Below are 26032 nucleotides of genomic sequence, written 5' to 3'. Positions count from 1 at the left end.
GCCTAGGGCTTCCTCCGGTATCTTCCTCACGGCTAGACCCTTGCCTTTAGCTAGTGGTTGGCAACTACAGACCTCCACAGTGGACTTTCACCACCTAGAAATATGCCATGCGTGGCACACATACAAAAGCAATCCTATTTATTTCCATAGGATTGCTTTATTTATGTTTTTTGAAAGGGTTTATTATAAAAAGCGGTATGTTGTTTTTGTTTCGAATAATTGATCTTTTCTCAAAATCGTCTCAGGATTTTCCTGTAAGTTAATCGCATCAGGTAGAAATGTTGTTTCTAAACAAACAGCACAATGTCCTTCGTATATATTACCACCTTTACCTAATTGACCTGGTTGATAGTTTGGAACGTAGAAATGAAAACCTGGTAAATCAGACTCAACTATCAATTGGTGTCCACTCAGTTGATCTAGTAATGCTACGGCCTTCTTATCATTGCTTCCAAAACGCATATAATGATCATAACCACCAATCATTTTAATTTGTTCATTTTGCATATTGTTGATATCTTGTCCTATCACTCTACCATTTCTAAAATCGAATGGTGTTCCTTCTACATCAGACAATTTCCCAGTAGCAAGACAATAACAATCACTCTCTCCATATAAAGAAGCTTCACTCTTTATAATTTGATGCTCGACAGATCCTTTTCCCGCTCCTTGTAACGCAAAATAGGAATGATTAGTAAAGTTAATAATTGTATCTGCATCACTGATTGCTTCATATTCAATTTCTAAATCATTCTCTATCAAACGCATGCTTACACGTAAATTCAACTTACCCGGAAATCCCTCTTCCATATCTTTACTTGTGTAATAAAAATGTATTGTCTCATCATCAATTTCAGCTTTAAACACACGAGTATGGAATCCTGTAGGTCCTCCATGTAAGGAATTCATATTATCATTCACATTCAAGTTATAGTCGTTACCATTTAATGAAAACTTTCCATTTCGAATACGATTTGCACATCTTCCAATCATAGCACCAAAGAAATTCTTGTCCTTTTGATATTCTTCCAATGTATCGTAACCTAATACTACATCTTCTTTGGTATCATTATAAATTACTGAAGTAATGATACACCCTAAATTCAACACACGAACAGTTAATTGTTCACTTTGGAGAGTATATTCATATACCTCCGTATTATCTTTATCAAATTGTCTACTCGTAATCATACATTCACCTCTTGTTCTGTCCATTATATGTAATAGGACCTTACCTTATTTATTGGAATTATAACTGTAGATATATTACATGAATACTCTATTCCTTCGAAGGACTACTCCCAATTCACATGGTTTTTGTAATCTGCAAAAATTAAATAGCTAGCTTCACAATCTTCTTCTACACTTGGTATGCGATCTTTTGCTTCATAAAAACGATTATCTACCATGTCATCATTAGTAGTAGATACCTCAAATAGCATAACATCTCCTGTACCAGGAACACCTTGCCATTGATGATATTGTCCTGGAAAAAGCGTCACGCTCTGCCCTGGTTTTAAAACAACTTTTCCACCAGCTTCCACCTTTATCGTTTTCGCATCTACACTAACAAGTACATCTGTATCATCAAAAGAACCATCTTCTTTTGAATTGTACATTGTGATTTCCAAATCTCCTCCACCTCGATTGATAATATCTTCTATCTTTTTAAAGTGAAAATGAAATGGTAGAAACTGCCCATCTCTTACAAAAAGCAATTTTTCACAATAAGGTTTTGGATAGGTCTTATGGTCATGAAAATTTCCATTGCGAAAGGTAAATATGGTTAAACCAATATGATCGAAGTCATTACTACCAAAATCCGTGATATCCCACCCCAACATATTATCTACAATTTCTTTTTCTTCTTCTGTTACATTCTTCCAATCCTCAATCCCATAGGTCGCAAAAGGAGGAAGTGGCATATTAAACTTTTTTGTTGCGTCTAGTGTATATTGTATAATTTCATTCATTTCTGATCTTTTCATATCGTTCTCCTCGTTCTAACTGCTTATATTTTATTCAACAGAGCATTGCTGTTGAAGAGTTTGAAATACTACCTTTAATGCTGGATACATTTCTTTGAAATTTTGATAACGTTTTTCATAAATCTCTGCACGTTGATCTGGTTCTATAACACCCTTGATTTTAATAAGCTTTTTACAAGCCTCTTCCACATCCTTAAAGCATCCACATCCTACAGCTGCTAAGATTGCTGCACCATACCCTGGCCCCTCTTCTACTACAAGCTCTTCAATTTGAATATTTAATACATTAGCAACGATTGTTTTCCAAAGTAAGCTCTTTGCCCCACCACCGCATATCTTAGAACCATCTATTTGAATGTTGAGTTTCTTAGCCACTTCAAATGAATCTCTTATCGCAAATGCAACTCCTTCAAAAACAGCTTGGGTCATTTCTTCTCTTGTTGTATCCATAGAAAGATTGATAAACGCACCACGTGCTGATGCATCATTATGAGGAGAACGTTCTCCCATTAAGTATGGTAAGAAGTATACATGATTGTTTCCATCTTCCTTAAAATTTTCTTGTTCTTTTTCAAAGTCAGTCGTTTTCAAAATATCTTCCATCCACCATTTATTACAAGATGCAGCTGAAAGCATACATCCCATCAAATGATAATATCCATTTGCATGTGCAAAAGAATGTAGAGCGTTATGCTCGTCCACTCTATATGAATTTGAAGAAATGAAGATAGTCCCGCTTGTTCCAAGGGATATGTTACAAGACCCCTCACCTATGGTCCCTGTCCCAATTGCTGCAGCAGCATTATCCCCAGCCCCTGCAATAACTTTTACGTCTTCACTAAGCCCAAGTTCCTTAGCAACAGCTGGAAGAATAGTTCCCGTAACTTCATAGCTTTCATAAATATCAGGGAGTTGTCCAATATGCAAATCACAAACATCCATCATTTCTTTTGACCAACATTTATGTTCTACATCGAAAAACAAAGTTCCACTTGCATCAGATACATCTGTACTGAATACGCCTGTAAAACGATACGCTATATAATCCTTTGGCAACATGATTTTTGAAATCCTTCTAAATAATTCTGGTTCGTGTTTTTTCATCCATAAAAGTTTCGGTGCAGTGAAGCCAGCAAAAGCAATATTACCACAGTATTTGGATAGTTTTTCTTTTCCAATCACTTCATTAAGATACTTGCTTTCCTCTTCACTGCGTCCATCATTCCAAAGGATTGCTGGACGAAGGATATTATCATCCTCGTCCAATGTTACTAATCCATGCATTTGTCCTCCAAAACTGATCCCATATACCTTTGTTTTATCGACTTTTTCTAAAATTTCTTTACATCCATCAATAACTGCATTCCACCAATCTTGTGGTTCCTGCTGTGACCAACCTGGTTGTGGAAAGTATAAAGGATACTCACGTGAAGTACTTGCTACAATGGCTCCTAATTCATCCATGCATACAAGTTTCACGCTTGATGTACCCAAATCAATACCAATATACAACATATTTATCGAAATGGATTTTCTGAAGGATATAGCATGCTAGCAGGTTGATTAAACGCAATTTCATCGGTATCTACACCAATATATTTAAACACTTCATAAAGTGCTTTTCCAAAATGACCAAATGCAACTGCACCATGATGAGGATAATTCTTTTCAATTAATACATGTCGATAGAATCTACCCATTTCAGGAATTGCAAATACACCAATAGAACCAAATGATCTGCTTGCTACAGGCAATACTTCTCCCTGTGCAATATAAGCACGTAATGTATTGTCAGCCGTACTTTGTAAACGATAGAATGTAATATCTCCTGGTACAATATCACCCTCTAGTGTTCCTTGTGTAACTTCAATTGGAAGTGCACGAGCCATAATCATTTGATAGTTAATGGAACAAGAAACTAGCTTGCTAGAGCAAGTGTTCCCACAATGAAATCCCATAAATGTATCACGATGTTGATATGCAAATTTATGCTCTATGCTTTCTTTAAACATATCCTCTGGTACAGAGTTATTAATATCCAACAATGTTACTGCATCTTGTGATACACAAGAGCCTATAAACTCACTCAATGCTCCATAGATATCAACTTCACAACTCACTGGAATACCACGTCCAGTAAGCCTAGAATTTATATAACAAGGCACGAATCCAAATTGCGTTTGAAAGGCCGGCCAGCATTTTCCAGCAATCGCTACATATTCACGATAACCTTTATGGTCTTCTATCCAATCTAATAATGTTACTTCATATTGTGCTAATTTAGGTAAGATGTTTTTCTTTGCACTGTTTACGCCTACTTCCTTTTCCATATCCGCGATAACTTCTGGAATGCGAGGGTCTCCTGCGTGTTTTTGGAAAGCTTCATACAAATCTAATTCAGAATTTTCTTCGATTTCAACGCCTAGATTATATAGTTGCTTAATAGGCGCATTGCATGCTAAGAAGTTTAAAGGACGAGGTCCGAAACTTATGATTTTTAATTTTGATAAACCTACAACTGCACGAGCAATCGGTAGAAAATCATGAATCATATTTGCACATTCCTTCGCACTACCCACTGGATACTCTGGAATGTATGCTCGCACATTGCGAAGTGCCAGATTATAGCTAGCATTCAACATACCACAATATGCATCTCCTCTACCTTCTTTTAAATTGTTCTGTGTTTCTTCTGCCGCAGCTACAAACATTTTTGGTCCATCAAAATGCTTTGCCAATAAAGTCTCAGAAATTTCTGGCCCGAAATTCCCTAAATATACACACAAAGCATTACAACCTGCCTGTTTTATATCTTCAAGTGCCTGTACCATGTGAATTTCACTTTCCACAATACATACTGGACACTCATATATTTCATGTTCGTTATACATCTCTTTATATGTTTTCACTAACGCTTCTCTACGTGTAATCGCTAATGATTCTGGAAAACAATCACGACTTACCGCAACGATTCCAATTTTTATTTCAGGCATATTTCCCATACCTAATATCCTCCTCTATAGTTTTTTAGTCCATCCACTCTCCACCAGACAATACAATGGATTGTCCAGTTAAATACGATGAACGATCAGACAACAAAAACAATGCCGCCTCTGTAATATCTTTCATATTAGATAAACGTCGCATTGGATTGCTACTTCTGAAATAATCCAGCACTTCATCTTCTCTAATATTTCTTTTTCTCGCATAACCTGCTGCAGTATCATTCCATATATCAGTATCCACTGCTCCAGGACAAATACAATTTAAACGGATTCCCTGATCCGCAAACTCTCTCGCAATCGATTGAGTTAAACCCTGTACACCAAATTTACTGGCACAGTACACACTCTGCCAAGCACTTGCTTTCTTTCCAGACAAGGAAGAAATGTTGATGATATTTCCTTCTCTTCGTTTCATCATTTCTTCAATGGCAACTTGACAACAAATAAACGTTCCTTTTAAATTTGTATCTATAACCGCATCATAATCTTTTATGCTCATTTCTAAAAAAGGCATAATTATCGATATACCTGCAGAATTCACCCATGCATTAATATATCCAAACTTTTCTACTACCTCTTTTGTCGCTTTACGAACTTGGTTCTCATCGCATACATCCACTTTATAGAAAATAGCTTCTCCACCAACACTGCGAATCTCTTCTAGTGTTTGTTTGGCCTTTACTTCATCTCTACCAAATATTGCGATGCGTGCTTTCTTTGCTGCAAACTCTTTTGCAATAGCAGCTCCAATCCCTCTTGTACCACCTGTTACAACACAACATATCTTGTTTAATTCCATAATGTTTCCTTTCCCTTCTCAAGATGAAGAAAGGATAGAATGTTTACTTTCTATCCTTTTCATCAATATGGAAGTACCTGGAATAGTAAGTGAACTACATATTCAATGTTTTGTAACTCCATTCTTTATTTCATGTTAATATAAATCAGATTTTCCTGAAGAGTTAAATAAACGCATTTTATGACGTACTACTTTTTTTGCCTCTTCCATAGGTGTTTTAAACATTTTGAATGGCTCTAAAATTTCTGGATTATCGTTCATAACTTTACGAAGGTCATTTGCGAATACCACTTTCATATCAGATGAGATATTGATTTTACCAATTCCATGTTTTGTAGCCTCATGAATTTCTTCATCTGGATTGGATGAACCACCATGTAACACTAAAGGAATATTTGTCTTTGCTTTAATTTCTTTCAATAATTCAATTTTCAATTCAGGCTTGAAGTTTTTTGGATAGATACCATGAGAAGTACCAATCGCGATTGCTAAAGAATCTACTCCTGTATCTTTGATAAATTGTGCTGCTTGTTCAGGAGTCGTGTAAATAACTTCTGATACAGAACCAGCTTCGAAGCTTCCTTCGATTGCTCCAATTGTTCCGATTTCTGCTTCTACAGAAACACCTGCGTCATGAGCAACTGCAACAACTTCTTTTGTAACAGCCACATTTTCATCATAAGGATAATGTGAACCATCAATCATAACAGAAGTAAATCCACATTTAATCGCACGAATTACTTGATGGATATCTGCTCCATGATCTAAGTGAATAACAACAGGTACTTTCGCATTTTTTGCCATTTCGCGACAGTATACAACGAAATCATCTCCCAAGAAATCTAATTCATCAGGATGGATTTCTAAGATAACTGGTGATTTCTCCTCTTCTGCTGTTTCTAATACAAGACGTAGGATTTCTCCACTTCCAATATTGAAAGCTCCGATAGAAAATTTATTCTCATAAGCGACTGCTAGCAATTCTTTCATTGTCATTAACATATTGTTATTCCTCCTCTAATAGAACACTGACACGATATCGTCCAGGTTCACTTGCGTGTGCAAATGCTTCATCAATTTTTGATAATGGATATGTACATTCCACTAAAGCTTGTGTATCAATCAAACCAAATTCTAATAATTGTGCTGCTAGATAGAAGTTATCGATATACGCTTCAAAGGCACCAATTAATTTCAATCTACGATAATGAATATCATTTCCATTCACTGTTAATTCAGGAGCAGGATATCCTGCAGAGAAGAACATAATTTCTCCGTCTTTTTCTTTCACAAGATCGAAGGCCTGTTCTGCAGCTGCTTTTGCACCAACACCAAGGATTACAGTATCAACACGATCCACACCGATGATACTTTCTATTTGTGGCTTAATATCTCCTTTAGAAGGATTGACGACATCAAATCCTAAAGATTTAGCCTTTGCAATTTTATTCTCCATCAATTCTGAAATAATGACCTTCGCTCCATGTAGACGAGCTACTTGAGCATTGATAACACCCATTGTACCAGCACCAATAATCAGCACTGTTTTTCCTAATCGATGTTCTACTCGTTCATGAGCACTTAATACTGTTGCAAGAGGTTCGATGAATCCAGCAGCAGATGGATCTAAGTTTTTGCCTGTTTTTACTAGAAATTTTGCTTTTCGAATGGCATGTGTTGCAAATCCAAAATCACCTTTGACGCCAGGTATTACTTGGAAGGTATTACGTTCCACACAAAGATCCGTACGTCCAATTTTGCAATACTTACAATCTCCACAATATGCATAACAATAGCTAACACGATCTCCAACTTTGAATTCTTTTACATCATCTGCAACAGCTTCAACGATACCACTGCTCTCGTGACCACCAGCCATAGGATACCCTTGATGCTCACGAAGTCCCAACCATTGTTGATAATCTGTTGTACAGATATTACATGCTTGTTGTTTAACGAGCACTTCTCCGCTTTCTAGTTCCCTTAATTGCATTTCTCTTACTTCTGCATGGTGTGCTTTTGTAAGCACACCATATTTTACTGTTTTATTCATTTCCCTAATTTCCTTTCTTAGATATATTTTAGAATAAACCTATGAATGAACCACCAATTGAAATAATCAAAATGATAATTGTGATGATAGCAAAGTTCTGATTCTTTCTATTCAACCACCAATAGATGCCAAATACAGCTACAAGTGGAAGTAACCCCGGAATAATGCTATCTAATACATTCTGTAACACGAATGGATCTGTCTGTGAACTGATGACAAATTTCACTGGCGTAGATAATTTTACATAAGAAGATGATAATGCTCCCATCATAAATAATCCGATTGTACTTGCGGCCATAATCAGTTCGTTGATTCTTCCTGATTTCAAGATAGAACGGATTGATTCTTTCCCTGCTTTGTAACCAAAGACAGATAATTTACATCCTACAATGATTTGAATAATAGGTAATAACAATAATACGAAGCATCCAATTGGACTACCACTTACAGATAATGTAGCAGCTAATCCAAAGATAATTGGTTTTAAAGTAGCCCAGTCAATAGAGTCTCCAATACCAGCCATAGGTCCCATTAAGCCAGTTTTCATACCAGTAATTGCATCGTCACTAATATCTTCACCATTTGCTCGTTGTTGTTCCATTGCAATTGTAATACCGTTAATTACACTTCCATATACTGCTTCTGTATTAAAGAATACAAGATGTCTTTGCAATGCTTCTGCTAAGTCGTCTTTATCTGGATATAATTTCTTTAAGATTGGAATCATCGCTGTACAGAACCCTAAAGATTGTAAACGTTCGTAGGAAATCCCCATTTCTGCAATGATATAATACGTTAACCATTCTCTGCGAACTTCCTTTTCAGTTATGACTACTTCATTTTTTACAATTTCACTCATATTAGACACCTCCATTTTCTTTTTTATTTCTAGATGTATAGTATGTAATCAATAAGACAGCGCAAATTCCGAATACTGCTGCCCCAAACACTGGAATCTTACCGAATTGAACCATAAAGTAACCAATGAAGAACCAAGGTAATAATTGTTTCTTACCAATAACGAAGATGGTAAGCGCAAATCCTAATGCTGGAAGGATTCCTCCGGCTACTGCGAAACCATTTGTCAACCAAGCTGGAATCATTGCCATAAATTCATTTACTGCGTCTGCACCATACATGATTGCTAAGAATGGTATAGGGAAACGCATGAAGAAACTTAATATTGTTGGATAAACAACTGCAGCAAGTTTAATTTTCTTTGTATCTCCTGCTTCTGCATATCGATCTGCCATATGTACAAATACAACATTGACTGTTTTACGCAACTGATCTACGAATACTCCCATAATTCCTACTGGAACTGCAATTGCGATTGCAAGTTCTGAACTTAAACCTGTTTGTACCGCAATTGGAATTGCAATTAAACCAGCTAAGCAGTCATCTGCAGGTAAATTAGAACCTGCTGCAACTAACCCAATATATAGCAACTGAATAGCAGCCCCAATTTTAATAGCTGCAGTGACATCTCCCAACATTAAACCGATAGGTAACGCGACGAATAAAGGCTGACGAATTGCATGTGTAATTGCATATCCAATATCTGTTTTCATAATCCACCAGTATAAACCGGCAAATATAGCTACTCCTGTCATTTTTCATTTCCTCCTATTTAAATTTGTCAAAACTTACTTTACTTTCTTCTGGTGTTACTTGGAAGTAGATGCTAATTCCTTGTTTTGTGATTTCTCTTAAATCATCCATTTCAGCATCACTTACCGTAATTCCAGTAACGATTTGTTTACGTCCTTTTCCTCCACCCAATCCACCGATTTGCACTTCTGGAAATTTAATTCCCTTTGTCATTAAATTCTTTAAAGTAGCAACCTTCTTTAACAATACAAGTATGTTCCCTGTTTCTAATGCTCCCTCTTCCATTTTTTGAATGAATTGATCCTCTGTATATACATGTACCTCTACTCCCGGAGGACTCGCCATCGTATATATATCAACCATGAAATCATCATTTACCAAGTCATCATCAATTATGATAATGTCAGTAGCACGAACGATGTTGTTCCACTTTGTAATTACTTGTCCATGAATCAAACGATAATCTAGTCTTACTAGTTTTACAGCGTTCATAAGAGATCTCCTTTCTTATCTTTTAGAAATTCTTTCATTTACATTAACAATACTGTCTTTACCAACTTGTGTTAGATATTCAACAACATGTTCCCAATTCTCGTTAGAGCGATACATTTCTGCTTCTAATAAAATTGGTAAATTCGTTCCTGTCAAAACGTGATATCCTCTTTTCGCAAATAATGCACTCACATTTGACGGTGTACCTCCAAAAAGATCTGTCAAAATCAGTGAACTTTTGGGAATGTCTTTTAATTCTTCAGCTACTACGCTAGCCAATTCTTCAGGTGATTCTTCTGGGAGTAATGAAATTGATCTCACATGTTTCATTTTTCCCATCAACATTTCCGCACTTTTCACCATTTCCTCTCCCATGTGTCCATGTGTGATCGTTACGATCCATGGTGTTCCACAGGATACATCCTGCATATAGTTCAACTCCTCTCTGCTGATTGTAATCTCTTTTAAAGATGTCTATGACATTTCTAACACCGTCGTGCTAGAGATCATCATAGCTGCTGTTGAATACAGCTGTAAATCAAAGTTACAAGGATCCAGATTCGGTCTACGTTTGTTCGTTTCCCGAACTAACTTATTACAATTCTAATTATAAGCAAATTTTAAGCGTTGTCAATAACTTTTTTGTAAACGATTACAATTTTTTTATTTTTCTGTTTTATGCACTATAATACATTGTAATTATCGCATTTTTGTAGCATTCTATAATTTTTGTGATATAATATAGAATATTGTGAAAGGCAAATAAAACTAGTTTGTTCGCGATTTGAACAAACATCACAAAGGGGGTATTTAATAAATGCCGATAAATAACACGTTAGTTCGACAGATGAATGAACATACGATACTTGAGTTAATTATCCAACATACAGAAATATCACGGGCAGATTTATCAAAGTTAAGTGGACTTACAAAATCTACAATTACAGAGATTACAAAAAGACTTTTAGAAAATGCTTTAATTGTAGAAACAAGGAGTGGTGATAGTTCTACGCTAGGTGGTCGTAAACCAATCTTTCTTAGGTTAAACCCCTATCACGCCGCAGTTATAAGTATTGATTTGGAATGTGAATCCTTATATGCAATTGCGACATTGTTAAATGGGACTATTATTAAGAGCTATAACAAATCTGTTACTATTTCAAAAGATAACGTACAAGAAGAAATACGAAAAGCAGTGGATACACTAACACAGCAAATTCCATTTACTGTAGAGGGTGTGTGCTCTATGACTATCGCAATTCATGGTATCGTAAGAACTGATCAAATTGTTTTTACACCAAACTATGATATCTTTGAAATCGATTTAATGAATTTAGTAGAAAATGAATATGATTTTCCAGTCTATTTTTCAAATGAAGCAAATCTTTCAGCCCTTGCGGAGTTCAGTCATTCTTTGAATTATGAACACAAAACATTAGCTAGTTTAAGTATTCATAAAGGCGTTGGTGCTGGTATCATATTTGATAATCAAATTTATGAAGGAACACATGGCTTTGGTGGTGAATTTGGACATAATATTCTATATCCTAATGGACTTCCCTGTTCTTGTGGAAATCGCGGGTGTATTGAAAAGTACTGTTCTGTAGATTCCTTGATTCATGAATATGAAATTGCTATTGATAAGCGTGGTCTTACCTTAAACGATCTTTCAAAAGCATATTATGCGAATGATAAACATGCGACCAAAGTTCTTACAAAGTATTGTGCAAATTTATCCATAGTTATTAACAACATTTATACATCCATTGATCCTGATGTAGTGATTTTAAATGGTCCTGTATTCTTTGAATTCCCTCATATCATACATATTATAAAAAGTAATCTATGTGAACGCATAGCGAACAGTATTGATATACAAATGTCAACATTAAAAGACCAATCGATTGTATTGGGTGGTGCAGTAAACAGCATTCTTAATTATTTGGATATCGCAAGCTTTCACCTATTATATTAAAAAGACAAAACCACATGGCTTTGTCTTTCTTTTTTTATTCTGTTCTAAGAGCTGTAACTGGATCTTTTTTCGATGCGATTTTAGAAGGTATAAATCCTCCAATCAAAGTCAATGTCATACTGATTAAAATCAAGACAACTCCATGCATTGGATTTAATTGTGCAACATTTGCTAACCCTGACATTTCTTCAATCACAATATTTGCAGGAATCGTTAACAATTGTGCAATCAAGATTCCTAATAGACCACTACACAATCCTACAATCAATGTTTCCGCATTAAACACTCGAGATATATCACGTTTTCTAGCACCCAAAGCACGTAATACACCAATTTCTTTAGTACGTTCTAATACAGATATATACGTAATAATACCAATCATAATACTAGATACAATCAAGGAAATTGCAGAGAATGCTACAAGAACAATCGTAATCGCGTTCATGATGTCCCCAGATAAAGAAGAAATCATTTCTGCCATGTCGGTATACAATACAGATTCATCTTTTGTTTTCCCTTCATTGTAATCATCTAAATAAGCTAAGATTTCATCTTTTGATGCAAAATCTTTAGGATAGATATACACAGCTGCTGGTACAGAATCTGCTCCTAAATAAGCCAATGTATTTTCTTTCGTATTGGTAGCCCCTTCTCCTGTTTCAAAAGGCTGCCCCGTTAACATATTATAATCTTTTTCTTCTTGCATTTTTACAATCTTAGAATCTTTATTCTTTTCAATTACCAGATTTGTTAATGCACTTGTATAACCGACACCACTTCCAGAAGTGATTAGTTCTTTATCTTCTTTTCCACGTAGGATTGCACTTACTTTTACAGTGATAGCATTCTCTTTCTTATACAACGATTCATAATCTTGATCAATGGTAAAGAATTGTCCTTTATCCACATAATAATCATCATTGGAAACAATCTTTAATTCTTTATTTAAGATATCTTCAAAACTGATGTTATCATCCACTTTAAAACCTAAAGAAGTTAATGTTTCTTCACTGATACGATTTTGAGAATCTACCATTAACACTAGACCTGGTTTTGTAGTATCTACTTTTCCTGCAAGTACATCATAATTTGCTAGGATGGTATTGTTATCTTCATTTCCATCTGGTAAAGACTGCCAAGCATGCATTCTATCTCTAGTATTTACAGTAGCATACGTTCCATCACTCTTCTGTGCCACGACATTAAAGCCTGTTGATTTCATATAAGAAATACCACCAACTAGTGTTTTATCAATCTTTTCCACATACTCAATATAATCCTTTGTAATATCGTTGGTATGTAACATCGCTGTTGACATATCTTCCATAGGAGTCACAACTTTTTTATCGGTATATTTAGGTAGATACTTTTCATTGTCTCCCATATGATATTGCATCATTGTTTCAGGGTCCATTTCCATAGATTGCTCAGAAACACTGATTGGCATTTGTGAGAGTGAATCTCGTTCAAATGTATCAATTTGCATTTGAAATCCATTTGATAATGACATGATCAACGCAATCCCAATAATCCCTATACTAGAGGCAAAAGCAGTTAATAAGGTTCTTCCCTTTTTTGTCTTAATATTATTAAAAGATAAACTTAAAGCAGTTATATAATTCATTGCTGTTTTCTTAATATGGATTTCATTCTCCACTTGTTTATCTTCAGTTAAGGGATTTGAATCGCTCATGATTTCCCCATCTTTTATCTCTACGATACGATTTGCATATTCTTTTGCTAAATCAGGATTATGCGTAACCATAATTACTAATTTTTCTGAAGCAATTTCTTTGATCAATTCCATAATAGAAACACTTGTTACAGAGTCCAATGCTCCTGTTGGTTCGTCCGCAAGAATAATTTCAGGATCATTTACTAATGCACGTGCTATTGCCACACGTTGCATTTGTCCTCCAGATAACTGGTTCGGTTTCTTATATGCTTGATCCTTTAGACCTACTCGATCCAAAGCTTCTAACGCTTTCTTTTTACGTTCTCCATGAGAATACCCACTTAACGTCATACTCATCTCTACGTTTGTTAAAACATTGATGTGTCCAATCAAATTATAGGATTGAAAAATAAACCCAACGCAATTGTTACGATAGGCATCCCAATCTTTATCCTTGTAATCCTTTGTTGATACATTATCGATAATTAGATTCCCACTTGTATAATGATCCAATCCACCAATAAGATTCAATAATGTAGTTTTTCCACATCCACTAGCACCAAGAATTGCGACAAATTCCTTCTTACGAAATTGAAGATTAATTCCTTTTAAAGCATCTACTTTTGTATTTCCTGCTATATATGTCTTCTTAATATCTACTAACTTCAACATGTTCTATTACCTCCATTGCTTTTTCAAACTATGCAAAAAAGTTATGCTCATCATACACCTGACCATAGGAAAAGTCTACCATTTACCCTAGTGATAACACGATTTAACATAATGTTAATATTTCCATATAGATTCTTATCATCCTATTTTAGTATAATAAAGATATAAGGATGGTACATATATGATAGGTATATATTTTAGTGGAACGGGTAATTCAAAATATTGTTTAGATAATTTTTTAAAAGTTTGTAATCCACAGTCCAATGCATACGCAATAGAAGAACCACAGTGTATAAACGAAATACAAAAGCATGAGGAAATAGTGTTTGCTTATCCTGTGCAATATAGTAATATACCAAAGATTGTAAAAGACTTCATTGTTGCGCATAAAGAACTTTGGAGTGGTAAAACAGTTTTTGTTATTGCGACTATGGGATTGTTCAGTGGAGATGGTGCAGGTATTTTGGCACGTCTTTTAAAATCCTATGGCGCGAATATTTCAGGGGGACTACATGTGTTGATGCCAGATAGCATCAGTGATGAAAAGGTATTAAAGCATTCCTATGCGAAAAACAAAGAACGTATTGCACAAGCACTTGTAAAGGTTGAAAAGGCTGCGCTACTATATAAAGAAGGAACCCCTACAAGAGAAGGATTACATATAGGTTCACATATAGCAGGACTATTGGGCCAACGTTTATACTTCTATCATAAAACAAAACATTATCGTTCAAATTTGAAAATAGATATAGAGTACTGTACAGGTTGTGGTACTTGCGTAAAGCTATGTCCAATGAAGAACCTCTCCTTATCACAGCATAAAGCACTTGCTAGTTCTTCATGTACCATGTGTTATCGTTGCATTAGTCAATGTCCCAATAAGGCAATCACATTACTAGGAAAGCGTGTAATTGAACAGTATCATATAAAGCATTACGTTGAAGAAAAGTGTTGACAATTTCCAAATATTTCTATATCATATAATCAATACAAAAATACTAGGAAAAGAAGAGTAAAAGAAAGAACGCTTTACGAGAGAGTCCATGTTGGTGAAATTGGATAAAGTTACTACCTCTTTGAACATGATCTTGGAGTAGCTTATGTGAGCCATTGGTTAGCATATGTCGTGATCGCACGTTACAGCGATAGAGTATGATTGTACTCGAAGAGGTTTATATCGTAAGATATAGATGAACCAAGGTGGTAACACGTAAGCTCAAGCTTTCGTCCTTATGGATGGAAGCTTTTTTTGTAAGAAAGAGAGGATTCGTATATGGGATATCATATTCGCAGTTTGTTAGATTATAGTATCGCACGGTGTATTGATCGAATGTGTATGTACCATAACGTAACATACAAACAAGATTTTATAGAAAAAGAAAGATGAGGAAAATCCAATGACAAAAGCAAATAAAAACTACAAATTTGAAACACTACAACTACATGTGGGACAAGAACAACCAGATCCAGCTACAGGAGCACGTGCTGTCCCTATTTATCAAACTGCTTCTTATGTATTTGACAATTGTGAACAAGCTGCACAACGCTTTGCGTTAAATGATGCGGGAAATATTTATGGGCGTTTAACAAATTCAACACAGGATGTATTTGAAAAACGTATTGCGGCTTTAGAAGGTGGTGCAGCTGCATTAGGAGTCGCTTCTGGTGCTGCGGCTATTACGTATACGTTTATGACACTAGCACACCAGGGGGATCATATCGTTTCTGCGAAAACAATTTATGGTGGTACGTATAATTTATTAGCTCATACCTTAAAAGATTTTGGTATTGAAACTACCTTTGTAGATCCAAATGTAGAAGGTTCCTTCGCACAAGCTATACAAGAAAATACCAAAGCAATCTTTCTTGAAACAATAGGAAATCCAAATGCAACTCTTATCGATATTGATGAAGTTGCTCGTATTGCACATGAAAACAACATTCCATTAATTGTCGATAACACATTTGCGACACCTTATCTATATCGTCCTATTGAACATGGTGCAGACATTGTCGTTCATTCTGCCACAAAATTTATTGGAGGTCATGGAACTGCATTAGGTGGTGTTATCATTGATAGTGGTAAATTCGATTGGAATGCGAGTGGTAAATTTGAAAAGCTTACGAAAGCAGACCCTAGCTATCATGGCGTACGTTTTGCTAGTGATTGTGCACCACTCGGTTTTATATTGAAAGCACGCGCTATCTTATTACGCGATACTGGGGCTTCCATAGCTCCTCTCCATGCATTTTTATTCCTTCAAGGATTAGAAACATTATCTTTACGAGTAGAGCGTCATGTGGAAAATGCATTAAAGGTAGTTGCATTCTTAGAGGCACATCCTCATGTGGAAAGTGTCAACCATCCATCTCTAAAACAACATCCACATCATGCTTTATATGAAACTCACTTCCCAAATGGTGGAGCTTCTATCTTTACCTTCAATATTAAAGGTGGTGCGAAAGAAGCACAAGCTTTCATTGATAAATTAGAAGTGTTCTCACTACTTGCGAATGTTGCGGATGTAAAATCCCTTGTGATTCATCCAGCAAGCACTACCCATGCACAATTAAACGAAGTGGAGCTACAAGAGCAAAACATACAACCAAATACTATACGTTTATCTATCGGTACAGAGCATATTGATGATATTCTAGAAGATTTAGCACAAGCATTAGCATAGAAATAAAGTCTCATTTCACAATTTAGAAATGAGACTTTTCTTATGCCATAATCTTTCTTTTAAACAAGCGAATGGATAGTATATAAAAGAATATCCCCAATACAATACACCAAACAATCGCCACTATAACCGTTTGTACATCCAATGCAGTCCCTAAGGATAAAGAGCGTATAGTATCGATGATAGGAGTCATTGGTTGATGTTCAGCAAATATACGTAATAGTTTAGGCATTGTATCCACTGGTACAAATCCTGAACTTATATACGGCAATACAATTGCAAATACAGCAAAGGCTCCTGCTCCTTCTGCACTTTTCGCTAAGATGCCAAAATAGATCGACAACCAAGAAATCATCACGATATACAATAATAGAACTACGAAGATCAATGCCCATCCCATAATATCTGCACTTGGACGAAATCCAACAACGAATGCGACAATGATAACCAATATTGTACTCATGGTACTACGTAAGATTGATTCTATTGCATGTCCCATTAATATGGAGGATTTACAAATAGGCATCGTACAGAAGCGATCCACAATTCCTTTATGCACATCATTGCTTACACTAATAGAAGTATTAGAAACGCCTTGTCCAATACACTGTATCAAGATACCTGGTACAATGTAGTTCACATAAGATCCATTCCCTACGTCCATTGCACCTCCAAACACATAAGAAAACAACAACATCATCAAAACTGGAATTAATACACTTGTTACGATAGTATCTGTGTTGCGAAATGAAATCCGTAAACATCGTATTGTCATTGTCTTTGTATCTTTATATAACTTTATCGCATTCTCCATATTAAGAAGCCTCTCTTTCATTAATGAGTGTTAAAAACACATCTTCCAAAGATGGTTTTTTCTGGATGAACTCTTGTATCACGATTCTATTTGCATCCATGATATTTAAAATCTTAGATAAATGTGAAATGGAGCCATCGCTAATAATCGTCATAGAAAGTTCATCATGATTACATGTACATGGGAAGTCCTCTAGTAAAGACATGCTTAGATCTAAATCTTGTACACTATGAAATCTAAATTCTATAACGCCCTGTGGAAGTAATTGTTTTAATTCATCTGGTGTTCCCTGCACTATAATACGGCCATCATGTAAAATCGCAATTCGATCTGCTAATAGTTCTGCTTCTTCTAAATATTGGGTGGTAAGGAAAATGGTTACTCCATTCGCATTTAACTCTCGAATGATTTCCCACATCGCATGGCGACTTTGTGGGTCAAGACCTGTTGTTGGTTCATCTAAGAAAATAATAGAGGGCTCGTTAATTAAACTCATTGCGATATCTAGTTTTCTTCTCATACCTCCAGAATAAGTAGCTACTAGACGATCTTTTGCTTTCACTAAATCAAAATACCTCAGTAGTTCATTTGCCCTATCCTTAGGATCTTTTATATGGTGTAATCGACCCATAATTATTAGATTCTCCATGCCCGTTAGAGATTCATCTACTGCCGCATACTGCCCTGTTAAACTAATCATGGAATGAATTTTATTAGGATGATGAAGAACATCTATTCCTTGCATGAATACACTCCCTGCATCTGCCTTTAAAAGTGTCGTTAATATCTTAATCGTCGTTGTCTTTCCTGCGCCATTAGAGCCTAACAAGGAGTAAATCATTCCTTTTTCAACTTCTATATTTACATCTTTGAGTACTTTAATATCTTTAAATGCTTTCTTTAAACCCTTTACAACAATTGCTTTGTTATTCATATGTTCTCCTTTCATACATTCAGTATGTATGTATATTTCTAAAAAAATAAAATTGCATCGCAATCTTATTCTTTATATATCTGCTCAACCATGTCTTTCATACGCGATAAAAGCTCATCGTCAAAAACAGGCGCTCCTAAGTGTTCCATTAGTTCTTTCACAAAATAGAATTTATTGAGAAACTCTTCTTGTGTACATGGATAAAGGAATGGCACAAACCACATGTTTGTAATAAACGTAAATAGTTCTGAGAGTTGTTTTGCATATGGACTCTTTTGAATAGAACCATCTTCCATACCTTCCCTAAAAAGTTCTTCAAACCATGGAGTAATCATCGTTTGATTTGTTTCTATAAAATTCGCTAGTATTTTAGGATTCTTTGCTATCGATTCCCCCATTAGGTTCACCTTGCTAAGATCTGAATTACTGTCTTGTAAGCTCAGTATTTTCTTAATCTTCTCAAGTCCGTTTAAATTCTTTTCTTTCTTCACAAGTTCAAATGGATTGTTTTCAAAAAACAGCTTATCACTAAGTGCATCCCAGACTTCTTCTTTGGATTTAAAATGATGATAAAAGGCTCCACGTGTTAACCCACCAAGTTGATCCACGATATCTAAAATAGATGTCTGTTCGTATCCTTTTTCCAAAAACAGTTTTAAAGAAGCATCTAGAATTCTTTGTACGGTTTCTTCTGGATATTTATTACGTGGCATACAACGCCTCCCATTACATACACTGTGTATGTAAATATAATATAACATGTGAATATAGTGTTGTCAATATAGAAAACCTGCATCAGACGACGCAGGTAGTATTATTTTTTATAGAATACGATGGATTCATAAGGGTTTAATATCATCGTACTTTGATATTCACGTTTTGGATAGTTGCTTAATAGACACGTATAGTTTCCTTCCGTTAGTTCTATCGTCGTATTTGTTCCATAGAAATTATTCACAACGATAAGTTCTTCATCTTTCCATATACGTTTATAAGCAAATACTTGCTCATGTTCTTCTAATAGTGGTTCAAAGCTTCCTTGTGAAATAATATCGTATTGTTTCCGTAATTGAATAAGCTTACGATAATGTTGTAGCACAGAATCCTCATCATTCTTGCTATTTTCCACATTGATGTCTTGATAATTATGAATAATTGAAATCCATGGTTCTTGTTGACTGAAACCAGCATTCCTACTCGCATTCCACTGCATAGGGGTACGGCTATTATCACGAGAACGCTCTTGAAGAATATGGTATATATCGTCTTCTTTCATACCTTCTTGTTTCAAAATACCGTAATAGTTAATAGATTCCACATCTTTATACTGTTTGATATCAGTAAAATATGCATTGCTCATTCCAATTTCTTCTCCTTGATAAATATAAGGAGTTCCTCTTAAACAATGAATGGTAGTCGCTAACATCTTAGCGGACTCTTTTGGATAGTTCTTATCATCTCCAAAACGAGACAGTGCTCTAGGTTGATCATGATTGCACCAGAATAATGCATTCCATGCTTGTTCCTTTTGCATTTCTAATTGCCATGTTTGGAACAAATCTTTTAATTCCTTAAAGTCAAAGGGTTTCAAAGCCCATTTTTGTTTATCTTTGTAATCCACTTTTAGATGATGAAAGTTAAACACCATGGAAAGTTCATGCGCTTTTTTTCCTGCGTATTTCACACAGTTTTCTAATGAAGTAGAAGACATTTCTCCTACCGTTATAATACGTTCATCTTTTCCAAAAGTTCGCTCATTGATTTCTTTTAAATATTCATGAACATGTGTTCCATCAGTATAAAAACGTCTTCCATCACCTTCATAATCATCTTGTAATACATCTGGTTTACTTATCAAATTGATAACATCAAAACGAAATCCATAGACCCCTTTTTCTGTCCAAAACTTTAAAATCTCACAAAGTTCATTACGTACTTCTGGATTATCCCAGTTTAAATCTGCTTGTGTTTTATCAAATAAATGAAGATAGTATTCATCGAAATCTTTCACATATTCCCAAGCATTTCCACCAAACTTACTTACCCAATTGGTTGGCGCATCTCCATTTTCTTTCCCTTTTCGAAAGATATAGTAATCTTTATATTTTTTTTCACCACGCATCGCTTTTTGAAACCAAACATGCTTTGTAGAAGTATGATTGAATACCATATCTAACATGATATCGATATGATGCTTCTTAGCTTCTTTGATTAGATTTTCAAATATTTCCATTGTCCCAAAGCGAGGATCAATGGCACGATAATCAGCCACATCATAGCCATTATCATTTTGTGGAGATACAAAGAAGGGAGTCATCCATATATAATCAACACCAAGATATTCCAAGTAATCTAGCTTTTCTATGATGCCTTGTAAATCTCCTAATCCATCTCCATCACTATCATAAAAGGATTTTGGATATATTTGATATACTACTTTATTTTCAAAGTTCATAATTTCTCTCCTACCCTTATATATTAAGGATTCCCGTTTCCTTTGCACGTACCTTTTGATTTGCCTTTTGTACTTCTACTTTTTCCCCGCTTGTAAATATCACAGGTGAAACAAGGGATTTTCCTTTTTCTTTGATAAACGTTATATCTACCTTTGCGATACAATCGCCTTGTCGTACACGATCACCTACTTGTACATAAGATTCAAAACCTTTGCCTTCTAATTCCACGGTATCCATTCCAATATGAAGTAAGATTTCTTTCCCATCATTTGTACGTAATCCATACGCATGTTTACTAGGAAAACAAAGGATAATTTCACCACTCATTGGTGCAACTATGTCTCCTTCTTCTAGTTCTATCGCAAATCCATCTCCCATTGCTCGTGAAGAAAATGCTTTATCTTCAACTTGATCTAATGTTAACAGTGTTCCACTCATTGGAGATATTAGTTCTTCATGTATTGCGTTTATTTCATCTGCATCTACAAGTTCAATTCCTGTAAGTTCTTCTTGTGATAATTTTTTCTTTCCAATCACATACGTAATAAGGAAAGGAATTACAATCGCTATACACATTGCTATCGCAAACATAAGCATATATTGCGTCTTGATAGAAAGTATTCCTGGAATTCCACCAACACCGATTGTTTCAGCCATAACACCCATACCAACGGAGAAGGTTGCCGCACATGCAGAACCAATCATACCTGCTATAAATGGAAACATATATTTTAAGTTTACCCCAAACATGGCTGGTTCTGTTACTCCTAGATAACAGGAAATACATGCCGGAATTGATATTTGTTGCGCTTTTTCATTTTTACGTTGTAATACGATCATTGCCAGAACCGCAGAACCTTGCGCAATATTGGATAATGCAATCATTGGCCATAAGATAGTTCCATTGAATTCACTCACCAACTGTAAATCGATTGCATTACTCATATGGTGAAGCCCAGTGATAACAAGTGGTGCATATAAGAAACCAAACAATGTCGCAAATAACCAACCAAATGCAGAAGTTAAGCCACCATAAACAACACTTGAAATTGCATTTCCTATTGTCCATCCAATAGGACCTACAATGGTATGTGCAATTAAAACTGCAGGAATCAGTGAACAAAATGGCACAACAATCATGGATATATAATCTGGGGATATTCTTCTGAAGAATTTTTCAAGATATACAAGTACAAAACCAGCCATCATTGCAGGGATTACTTGTGCTTGATATCCAATCATTTGTACACTCGCAAACCCAAAGTTCCATACAGGTATATCTGCAGTTGCTGTAGTTGCTACATAGTATGCATTTAATAATTGTGGAGACACCAACGTAATTCCAAGTATGATTCCAAGGATTTGTGTGGTACCCATTTTCTTAGTAATGGACCAAACAATCCCTACTGGTAAGAACTGGAATACAGCTTCTCCAATCAACCATAAGAAGGAGTCAACACCTGCCCAAAATTGTGATATCTCAACTAAAGTCTTTGACCCATCTTCAAACATTTTGATAGAATCAATAATATTTCGAAAGCCTAATATCAAACCTCCACAAATAAGAGCAGGAATCAATGGTGCGAAGATTTCGCCAAGGTTCCCCATAATTCTTTGCAAACGTGTTTGATTCGTTTTCGCTGCTTTCTTGATATCTTCTTTACTTACTCCAGACAAACCGCTTACCAGCATAAATTCATTGTAGAATTCTTGCACATCATTTCCTATAATAACTTGAAACTGTCCTGATTGCGTAAAGGTTCCCTTTGCAGACTTTAAAGATTCGATTTTCTTAACATCTGCTTTTGCTTCATCTACCAAAACAAATCGAACACGTGTGACACAGTGAGAAACTGCGTTAATGTTTTCTTTTCCACCAACGTATGTGAGTAATTCTTTTGCGTCATTTGTATATTTGCTCATATGACATCCTCCTAATTCATCTTGTACGTACAAGTTCTTTATGCCCTAATCATAAACCTGTACGTACATGTTGTCAACACTTATTTTATATGAATTTAAAAAAGGTATGAAATTGTAGTCTCACACCTTTGTTCTATATCACTCTTTACTCTTTAACTCTTTTAAGGTTTCACACAAAAACAATTCATCAATGATATGTTCTAGTTGTTCTTGTGTCATGGTTGAAAGCCATTCAGTTTCATCACTCCCAAACTTTTGTCTTATAAATTTTGAGATTATATGGAGACGTTCTTCCTCTTTGCCTTTACGAGAACCTATTTCAATTCCTTTTTCAATTCCCTTTTTCATACCCTGCTCTAGAGCTATTTGAGTTCTTTCTTCTAATTGGTTCTCCGCTCTCATTTCTCCCATTTCAATTGCCATTGCAATGGACCAAAGATCTTCATCATCCTGCATGTGTTGATATTTTTCCATGATTGCTCTCACCAACCTTTCCTCTGACTTCAGTATATCACGATTTCTATTATTTTTAAACAGATAGCAAAGCTGTTCAAATCCACTCATATGTAAGGCTCCCTTTTCTTTCGCGATACGATTGATTACTGGCAAATGAATGAAAATACTTTTTATGAGGGAATCTCCACCCATAGGATATCCACCTTTATTCATTAACTCATATTCATTAATTAAATCTTCATTACACGGGGCTATTGCATCTACAAATACGATTTGATATACATGTTTTAACTTTTTGTAATTATCCCCTTTCCTCAACTGGTTTGATAACATCCTAGTCAAATACAATTGAAATCGTTTATTATCTATCGATCCAATATAAGTTGTCTGCATTTCAATATCATATTCGTTATCTTGTTCATCCTTAACATGAACATCTAAAACAACTCCTTTTTTACCAATAATCTTCGCATCCAAAATAGGATTTGAAACTTTGCTTTCTTTGGGATGAATGCCTGTGAGTTCTTCGATGATAGAATGTCGAATGAATATTGAAGTCTCATCATCTGCGCTTAACGCATACTTAAAAAATACATCATTACAAAAATTTACTTCTTTGCTTCTTGTGATCATCATTATGATTCCTCCTTGGAAAGGGTATACCCCTTCCATAGGTATATACGAAATAAATTTCAAAAATCCTAAAATTTTTATGTATTTACATAATTAATTTAAAAATGCAGTCCGTAGACTACATTTACTAACTATCTCTTCTTGCGAAATCGATAAATTGAAACTTATCTGGTCTATGTCTAGATTCCGTATATTGAAATAACGTAGCATCTTCCAAATAGGTAAATGATTTTACTGATACAACCATTTCATACTGTTTCATATCCAATAACTCTTTATCTTTTTGTGTTGCATTCTGTACTGTAATTTCTTTTTTCGCAAAACTAATCTTCAAACCAAGGGTGTGCTCTATGTAATCGTAAAGTGAATCTTGTGCTATTTCTTTTGTTAATCCTGGGATAATTTGAGCATTTAAATGGTCAATATCACGAATGATGCGTTCACCATCAAATTTACGAATACGCTCAATCTTCCAAACTTTACCTTCTTCCATCATGAGTTCCCATTTCAAATCTTTATCTGCATCTACACTCTCAAACACAGATACAATGGTTTCAATAACTCCCCCCATACTTTGAGCAAGTTCTTTAAAACTAGTCACTCCAGACACTGGAAAACTAAAACGACTATTATCCAACACAACAGAGCCTTTCCCTTTTGCCTTAGAGATATAACCGTTTTGCGCCAAAAGGTTCAATGCTTTACGTATGGTATCACGTGATGCGTCGTGAATCTTCATCAATTCATTTTCACTTGGTAATAAATCCCCAGCTTTTACTTTCTGTTCTTCTATCATGGTTAAAAGTTTTCCATATATAGTATGATATTTACTCTCCATGTTTCTTTCCTCCTATATCATCTTTCCATTGATTTGCAAAGTACTTTAAACTGTGATCTGCTTGTGGAAATACTCCTAGCTTATCTAAAAATGCATGATTTACACCCGCATAACAAACCAACTCTATATCGTGTTTCTCTTTGAATTTTTGATAAAACTTTTCTTGGGATACACGTAGATAATCAAATTCTGCAACGCATAAACGAATGGGAGGCAATCCCTTTAGTGTTTCAAGCAATATGGGAGAAGCAAGTGTATTTGTGCTATCACTTCCTTGTAAGTAACATACTTGAAACATCTTCTCGCAATCTTTTAATGATGTAACGCAAGCATCAATATAAGGGTTACTCTTTTTTCCATAATAAGCAAACTCCCATGTATATTCTTTCTCTATGCGTTGATCTACGACCGGATAATACAGCATTAGAAATGATAGAATTGATGATTGTGCAGCATCCAACTGAGCAACTCCCAGTGCAATATTTGCCCCTGCACTATCCCCAGCTAACGCGATATGATTTTTATCTATGTTATATTGCTCAGCGTGTTCATAAAGATAGCGAGTTACTTCAAAACATTGATGAATTGCGTAAGGAAATGGATATTCTGGAGCCAACCCATAATCGAGGGATATTACACATGAGGAACTTAACTCTGCCAACCTTTTACATGGATGTTCTACAGCATCTAAACTTCCCGCACAAAACCCTCCGCCATGTAAATAACAAATACAAGGGAGTGCACCTTTTGCTCCTTTTGAACGATATATTCGAACATTCATTTCTAAAATCTGAATACTTTCAACATTCACATCCTTTGAGATATCTATATTGGGATATCCATTATTCACTCTTTGCGCACCAATATCATACCCCTGAACGTATGGACCCACATTTTCCTTTTTTTGAGATCGGTGATCTTGATATTTTTTTAATTCTTCTTCCACATGAACATCATCTAAAATATTCCCACAAACTATATAGCTCATCATGATCTCCTACCTTATATAACATGATTATAACCT

General features: G+C 35.3%; 23 protein-coding genes and 1 other annotated feature. Of the genes, 3 read left to right on the top strand and 20 right to left on the bottom strand.

The annotated features are described in order from the left end of the window. Nucleotides 1–183 precede the first annotated feature (183 nt). The 11 genes from ACWG42_RS04025 to ACWG42_RS03975 form a co-directional block, all read right to left on the bottom strand. Nucleotides 184–1191 (bottom strand): aldose epimerase family protein, encoded by a 1008-nt coding sequence (locus tag ACWG42_RS04025; protein WP_455790228.1) that lies wholly within the window; start codon nt 1189–1191, stop codon nt 184–186. A 104-nt stretch (nt 1192–1295) separates the two neighbouring features. Further along, the gene (locus ACWG42_RS04020) at nt 1296–1988 is read right to left on the bottom strand and encodes a D-lyxose/D-mannose family sugar isomerase (protein WP_455790227.1); all 693 of its coding nucleotides are present in this window, start codon (nt 1986–1988) and stop codon (nt 1296–1298) included. A gap of 30 nt (nt 1989–2018) precedes the next feature. Then, nucleotides 2019–3503 carry a xylulokinase gene (gene xylB, locus ACWG42_RS04015; RefSeq protein WP_455790226.1) on the bottom strand — a complete coding sequence of 495 codons (1485 nt, stop codon included), beginning with the start codon at nt 3501–3503 and terminating at the stop codon, nt 2019–2021. A gap of 2 nt (nt 3504–3505) precedes the next feature. Then, nucleotides 3506–4990: an L-fucose/L-arabinose isomerase family protein gene (locus ACWG42_RS04010; protein WP_455790225.1), complete on the bottom strand. Its 1485-nt coding sequence runs from the start codon at nt 4988–4990 to the stop codon at nt 3506–3508. Nucleotides 4991–5015: 25 nt separating this feature from the next. After that, nucleotides 5016–5792 (bottom strand): SDR family NAD(P)-dependent oxidoreductase, encoded by a 777-nt coding sequence (locus ACWG42_RS04005; RefSeq protein ID WP_455790224.1) that lies wholly within the window; start codon nt 5790–5792, stop codon nt 5016–5018. Nucleotides 5793–5927: 135 nt separating this feature from the next. Beyond that, on the bottom strand, nt 5928–6794 hold the full coding sequence (locus ACWG42_RS04000) for a ketose-bisphosphate aldolase (protein ID WP_455790223.1): 867 nt from the start codon (nt 6792–6794) through the stop codon (nt 5928–5930). 4 nt (nt 6795–6798) lie between these two features. Then, a complete protein-coding gene (locus ACWG42_RS03995; RefSeq protein ID WP_455790222.1) occupies nt 6799–7845 on the bottom strand; it encodes a zinc-dependent alcohol dehydrogenase in 1047 nt (348 codons plus the stop codon). A gap of 28 nt (nt 7846–7873) precedes the next feature. Continuing rightward, nucleotides 7874–8704 carry a PTS system mannose/fructose/sorbose family transporter subunit IID gene (locus ACWG42_RS03990; RefSeq protein WP_455790221.1) on the bottom strand — a complete coding sequence of 277 codons (831 nt, stop codon included), beginning with the start codon at nt 8702–8704 and terminating at the stop codon, nt 7874–7876. Between the two features lies 1 nt (nt 8705). After that, entirely contained in the window at nt 8706–9458 is a 753-nt protein-coding gene (locus ACWG42_RS03985) for a PTS mannose/fructose/sorbose/N-acetylgalactosamine transporter subunit IIC (RefSeq protein ID WP_455790220.1), read from the bottom strand. Nucleotides 9459–9471: 13 nt separating this feature from the next. Further along, nucleotides 9472–9948, bottom strand: a complete 477-nt coding sequence (locus tag ACWG42_RS03980; RefSeq protein ID WP_455790219.1) for a PTS sugar transporter subunit IIB — start codon at nt 9946–9948, stop codon at nt 9472–9474. 15 nt (nt 9949–9963) lie between these two features. Continuing rightward, on the bottom strand, nt 9964–10377 hold the full coding sequence (locus tag ACWG42_RS03975) for a PTS sugar transporter subunit IIA (protein ID WP_455790218.1): 414 nt from the start codon (nt 10375–10377) through the stop codon (nt 9964–9966). Nucleotides 10378–10765: 388 nt separating this feature from the next. On the opposite strand from ACWG42_RS03975, the gene ACWG42_RS03970 reads away from it, so the two are divergent. Beyond that, nucleotides 10766–11923 (top strand): ROK family protein, encoded by a 1158-nt coding sequence (locus ACWG42_RS03970; RefSeq protein WP_455790217.1) that lies wholly within the window; start codon nt 10766–10768, stop codon nt 11921–11923. Between the two features lie 34 nt (nt 11924–11957). Here the strand turns inward: ACWG42_RS03970 and ACWG42_RS03965 are convergent, their stop codons facing one another. Continuing rightward, nucleotides 11958–14270: an ABC transporter ATP-binding protein/permease gene (locus ACWG42_RS03965; RefSeq protein WP_455790216.1), complete on the bottom strand. Its 2313-nt coding sequence runs from the start codon at nt 14268–14270 to the stop codon at nt 11958–11960. Between the two features lie 181 nt (nt 14271–14451). Here ACWG42_RS03965 and ACWG42_RS03960 point away from each other — a divergent pair, with 181 nt between their 5' ends. Further along, complete coding sequence (locus ACWG42_RS03960) at nt 14452–15225, top strand: EFR1 family ferrodoxin (protein ID WP_455790215.1); 774 nt, start codon at nt 14452–14454, stop codon at nt 15223–15225. Nucleotides 15226–15261: 36 nt separating this feature from the next. Continuing rightward, nucleotides 15262–15505, top strand: a binding site (T-box leader). A gap of 162 nt (nt 15506–15667) precedes the next feature. Further along, on the top strand, nt 15668–16954 hold the full coding sequence (locus tag ACWG42_RS03955) for an O-acetylhomoserine aminocarboxypropyltransferase/cysteine synthase family protein (RefSeq protein WP_455790214.1): 1287 nt from the start codon (nt 15668–15670) through the stop codon (nt 16952–16954). 40 nt (nt 16955–16994) lie between these two features. On the opposite strand, the gene ACWG42_RS03950 is transcribed toward ACWG42_RS03955, so the two are convergent. From ACWG42_RS03950 to ACWG42_RS03915, 8 genes are all read right to left on the bottom strand, one after another. Continuing rightward, entirely contained in the window at nt 16995–17768 is a 774-nt protein-coding gene (locus tag ACWG42_RS03950) for an ABC transporter permease (RefSeq protein ID WP_455790213.1), read from the bottom strand. 1 nt (nt 17769) lies between these two features. Then, nucleotides 17770–18702 carry an ATP-binding cassette domain-containing protein gene (locus tag ACWG42_RS03945; protein ID WP_455790212.1) on the bottom strand — a complete coding sequence of 311 codons (933 nt, stop codon included), beginning with the start codon at nt 18700–18702 and terminating at the stop codon, nt 17770–17772. A gap of 65 nt (nt 18703–18767) precedes the next feature. Continuing rightward, nucleotides 18768–19415, bottom strand: a complete 648-nt coding sequence (locus ACWG42_RS03940) for a TetR/AcrR family transcriptional regulator (protein ID WP_455790211.1) — start codon at nt 19413–19415, stop codon at nt 18768–18770. A 101-nt stretch (nt 19416–19516) separates the two neighbouring features. Continuing rightward, a complete protein-coding gene (gene treC, locus ACWG42_RS03935; RefSeq protein WP_455790210.1) occupies nt 19517–21157 on the bottom strand; it encodes an alpha,alpha-phosphotrehalase in 1641 nt (546 codons plus the stop codon). 16 nt (nt 21158–21173) lie between these two features. Then, nucleotides 21174–23081 (bottom strand): PTS system trehalose-specific EIIBC component, encoded by a 1908-nt coding sequence (gene treP / locus ACWG42_RS03930; protein WP_455790209.1) that lies wholly within the window; start codon nt 23079–23081, stop codon nt 21174–21176. A 138-nt stretch (nt 23082–23219) separates the two neighbouring features. Beyond that, nucleotides 23220–24173: an Rpn family recombination-promoting nuclease/putative transposase gene (locus ACWG42_RS03925; protein ID WP_455790208.1), complete on the bottom strand. Its 954-nt coding sequence runs from the start codon at nt 24171–24173 to the stop codon at nt 23220–23222. A 124-nt stretch (nt 24174–24297) separates the two neighbouring features. Further along, nucleotides 24298–25008 carry a trehalose operon repressor gene (gene treR / locus ACWG42_RS03920; RefSeq protein WP_455790207.1) on the bottom strand — a complete coding sequence of 237 codons (711 nt, stop codon included), beginning with the start codon at nt 25006–25008 and terminating at the stop codon, nt 24298–24300. Further along, nucleotides 24998–25996, bottom strand: a complete 999-nt coding sequence (locus ACWG42_RS03915; protein ID WP_455790206.1) for an alpha/beta hydrolase — start codon at nt 25994–25996, stop codon at nt 24998–25000. The genes treR and ACWG42_RS03915 overlap by 11 nt, the downstream gene beginning before the upstream one ends. Nucleotides 25997–26032: the final 36 nt, after the last annotated feature.

The sequence above is a fragment of the Amedibacillus sp. YH-ame10 genome (genome assembly GCF_053848885.1).
Note: the sequence above shows the minus strand (reverse complement) of the source record. Positions and strands in the feature narration are given on the sequence as shown.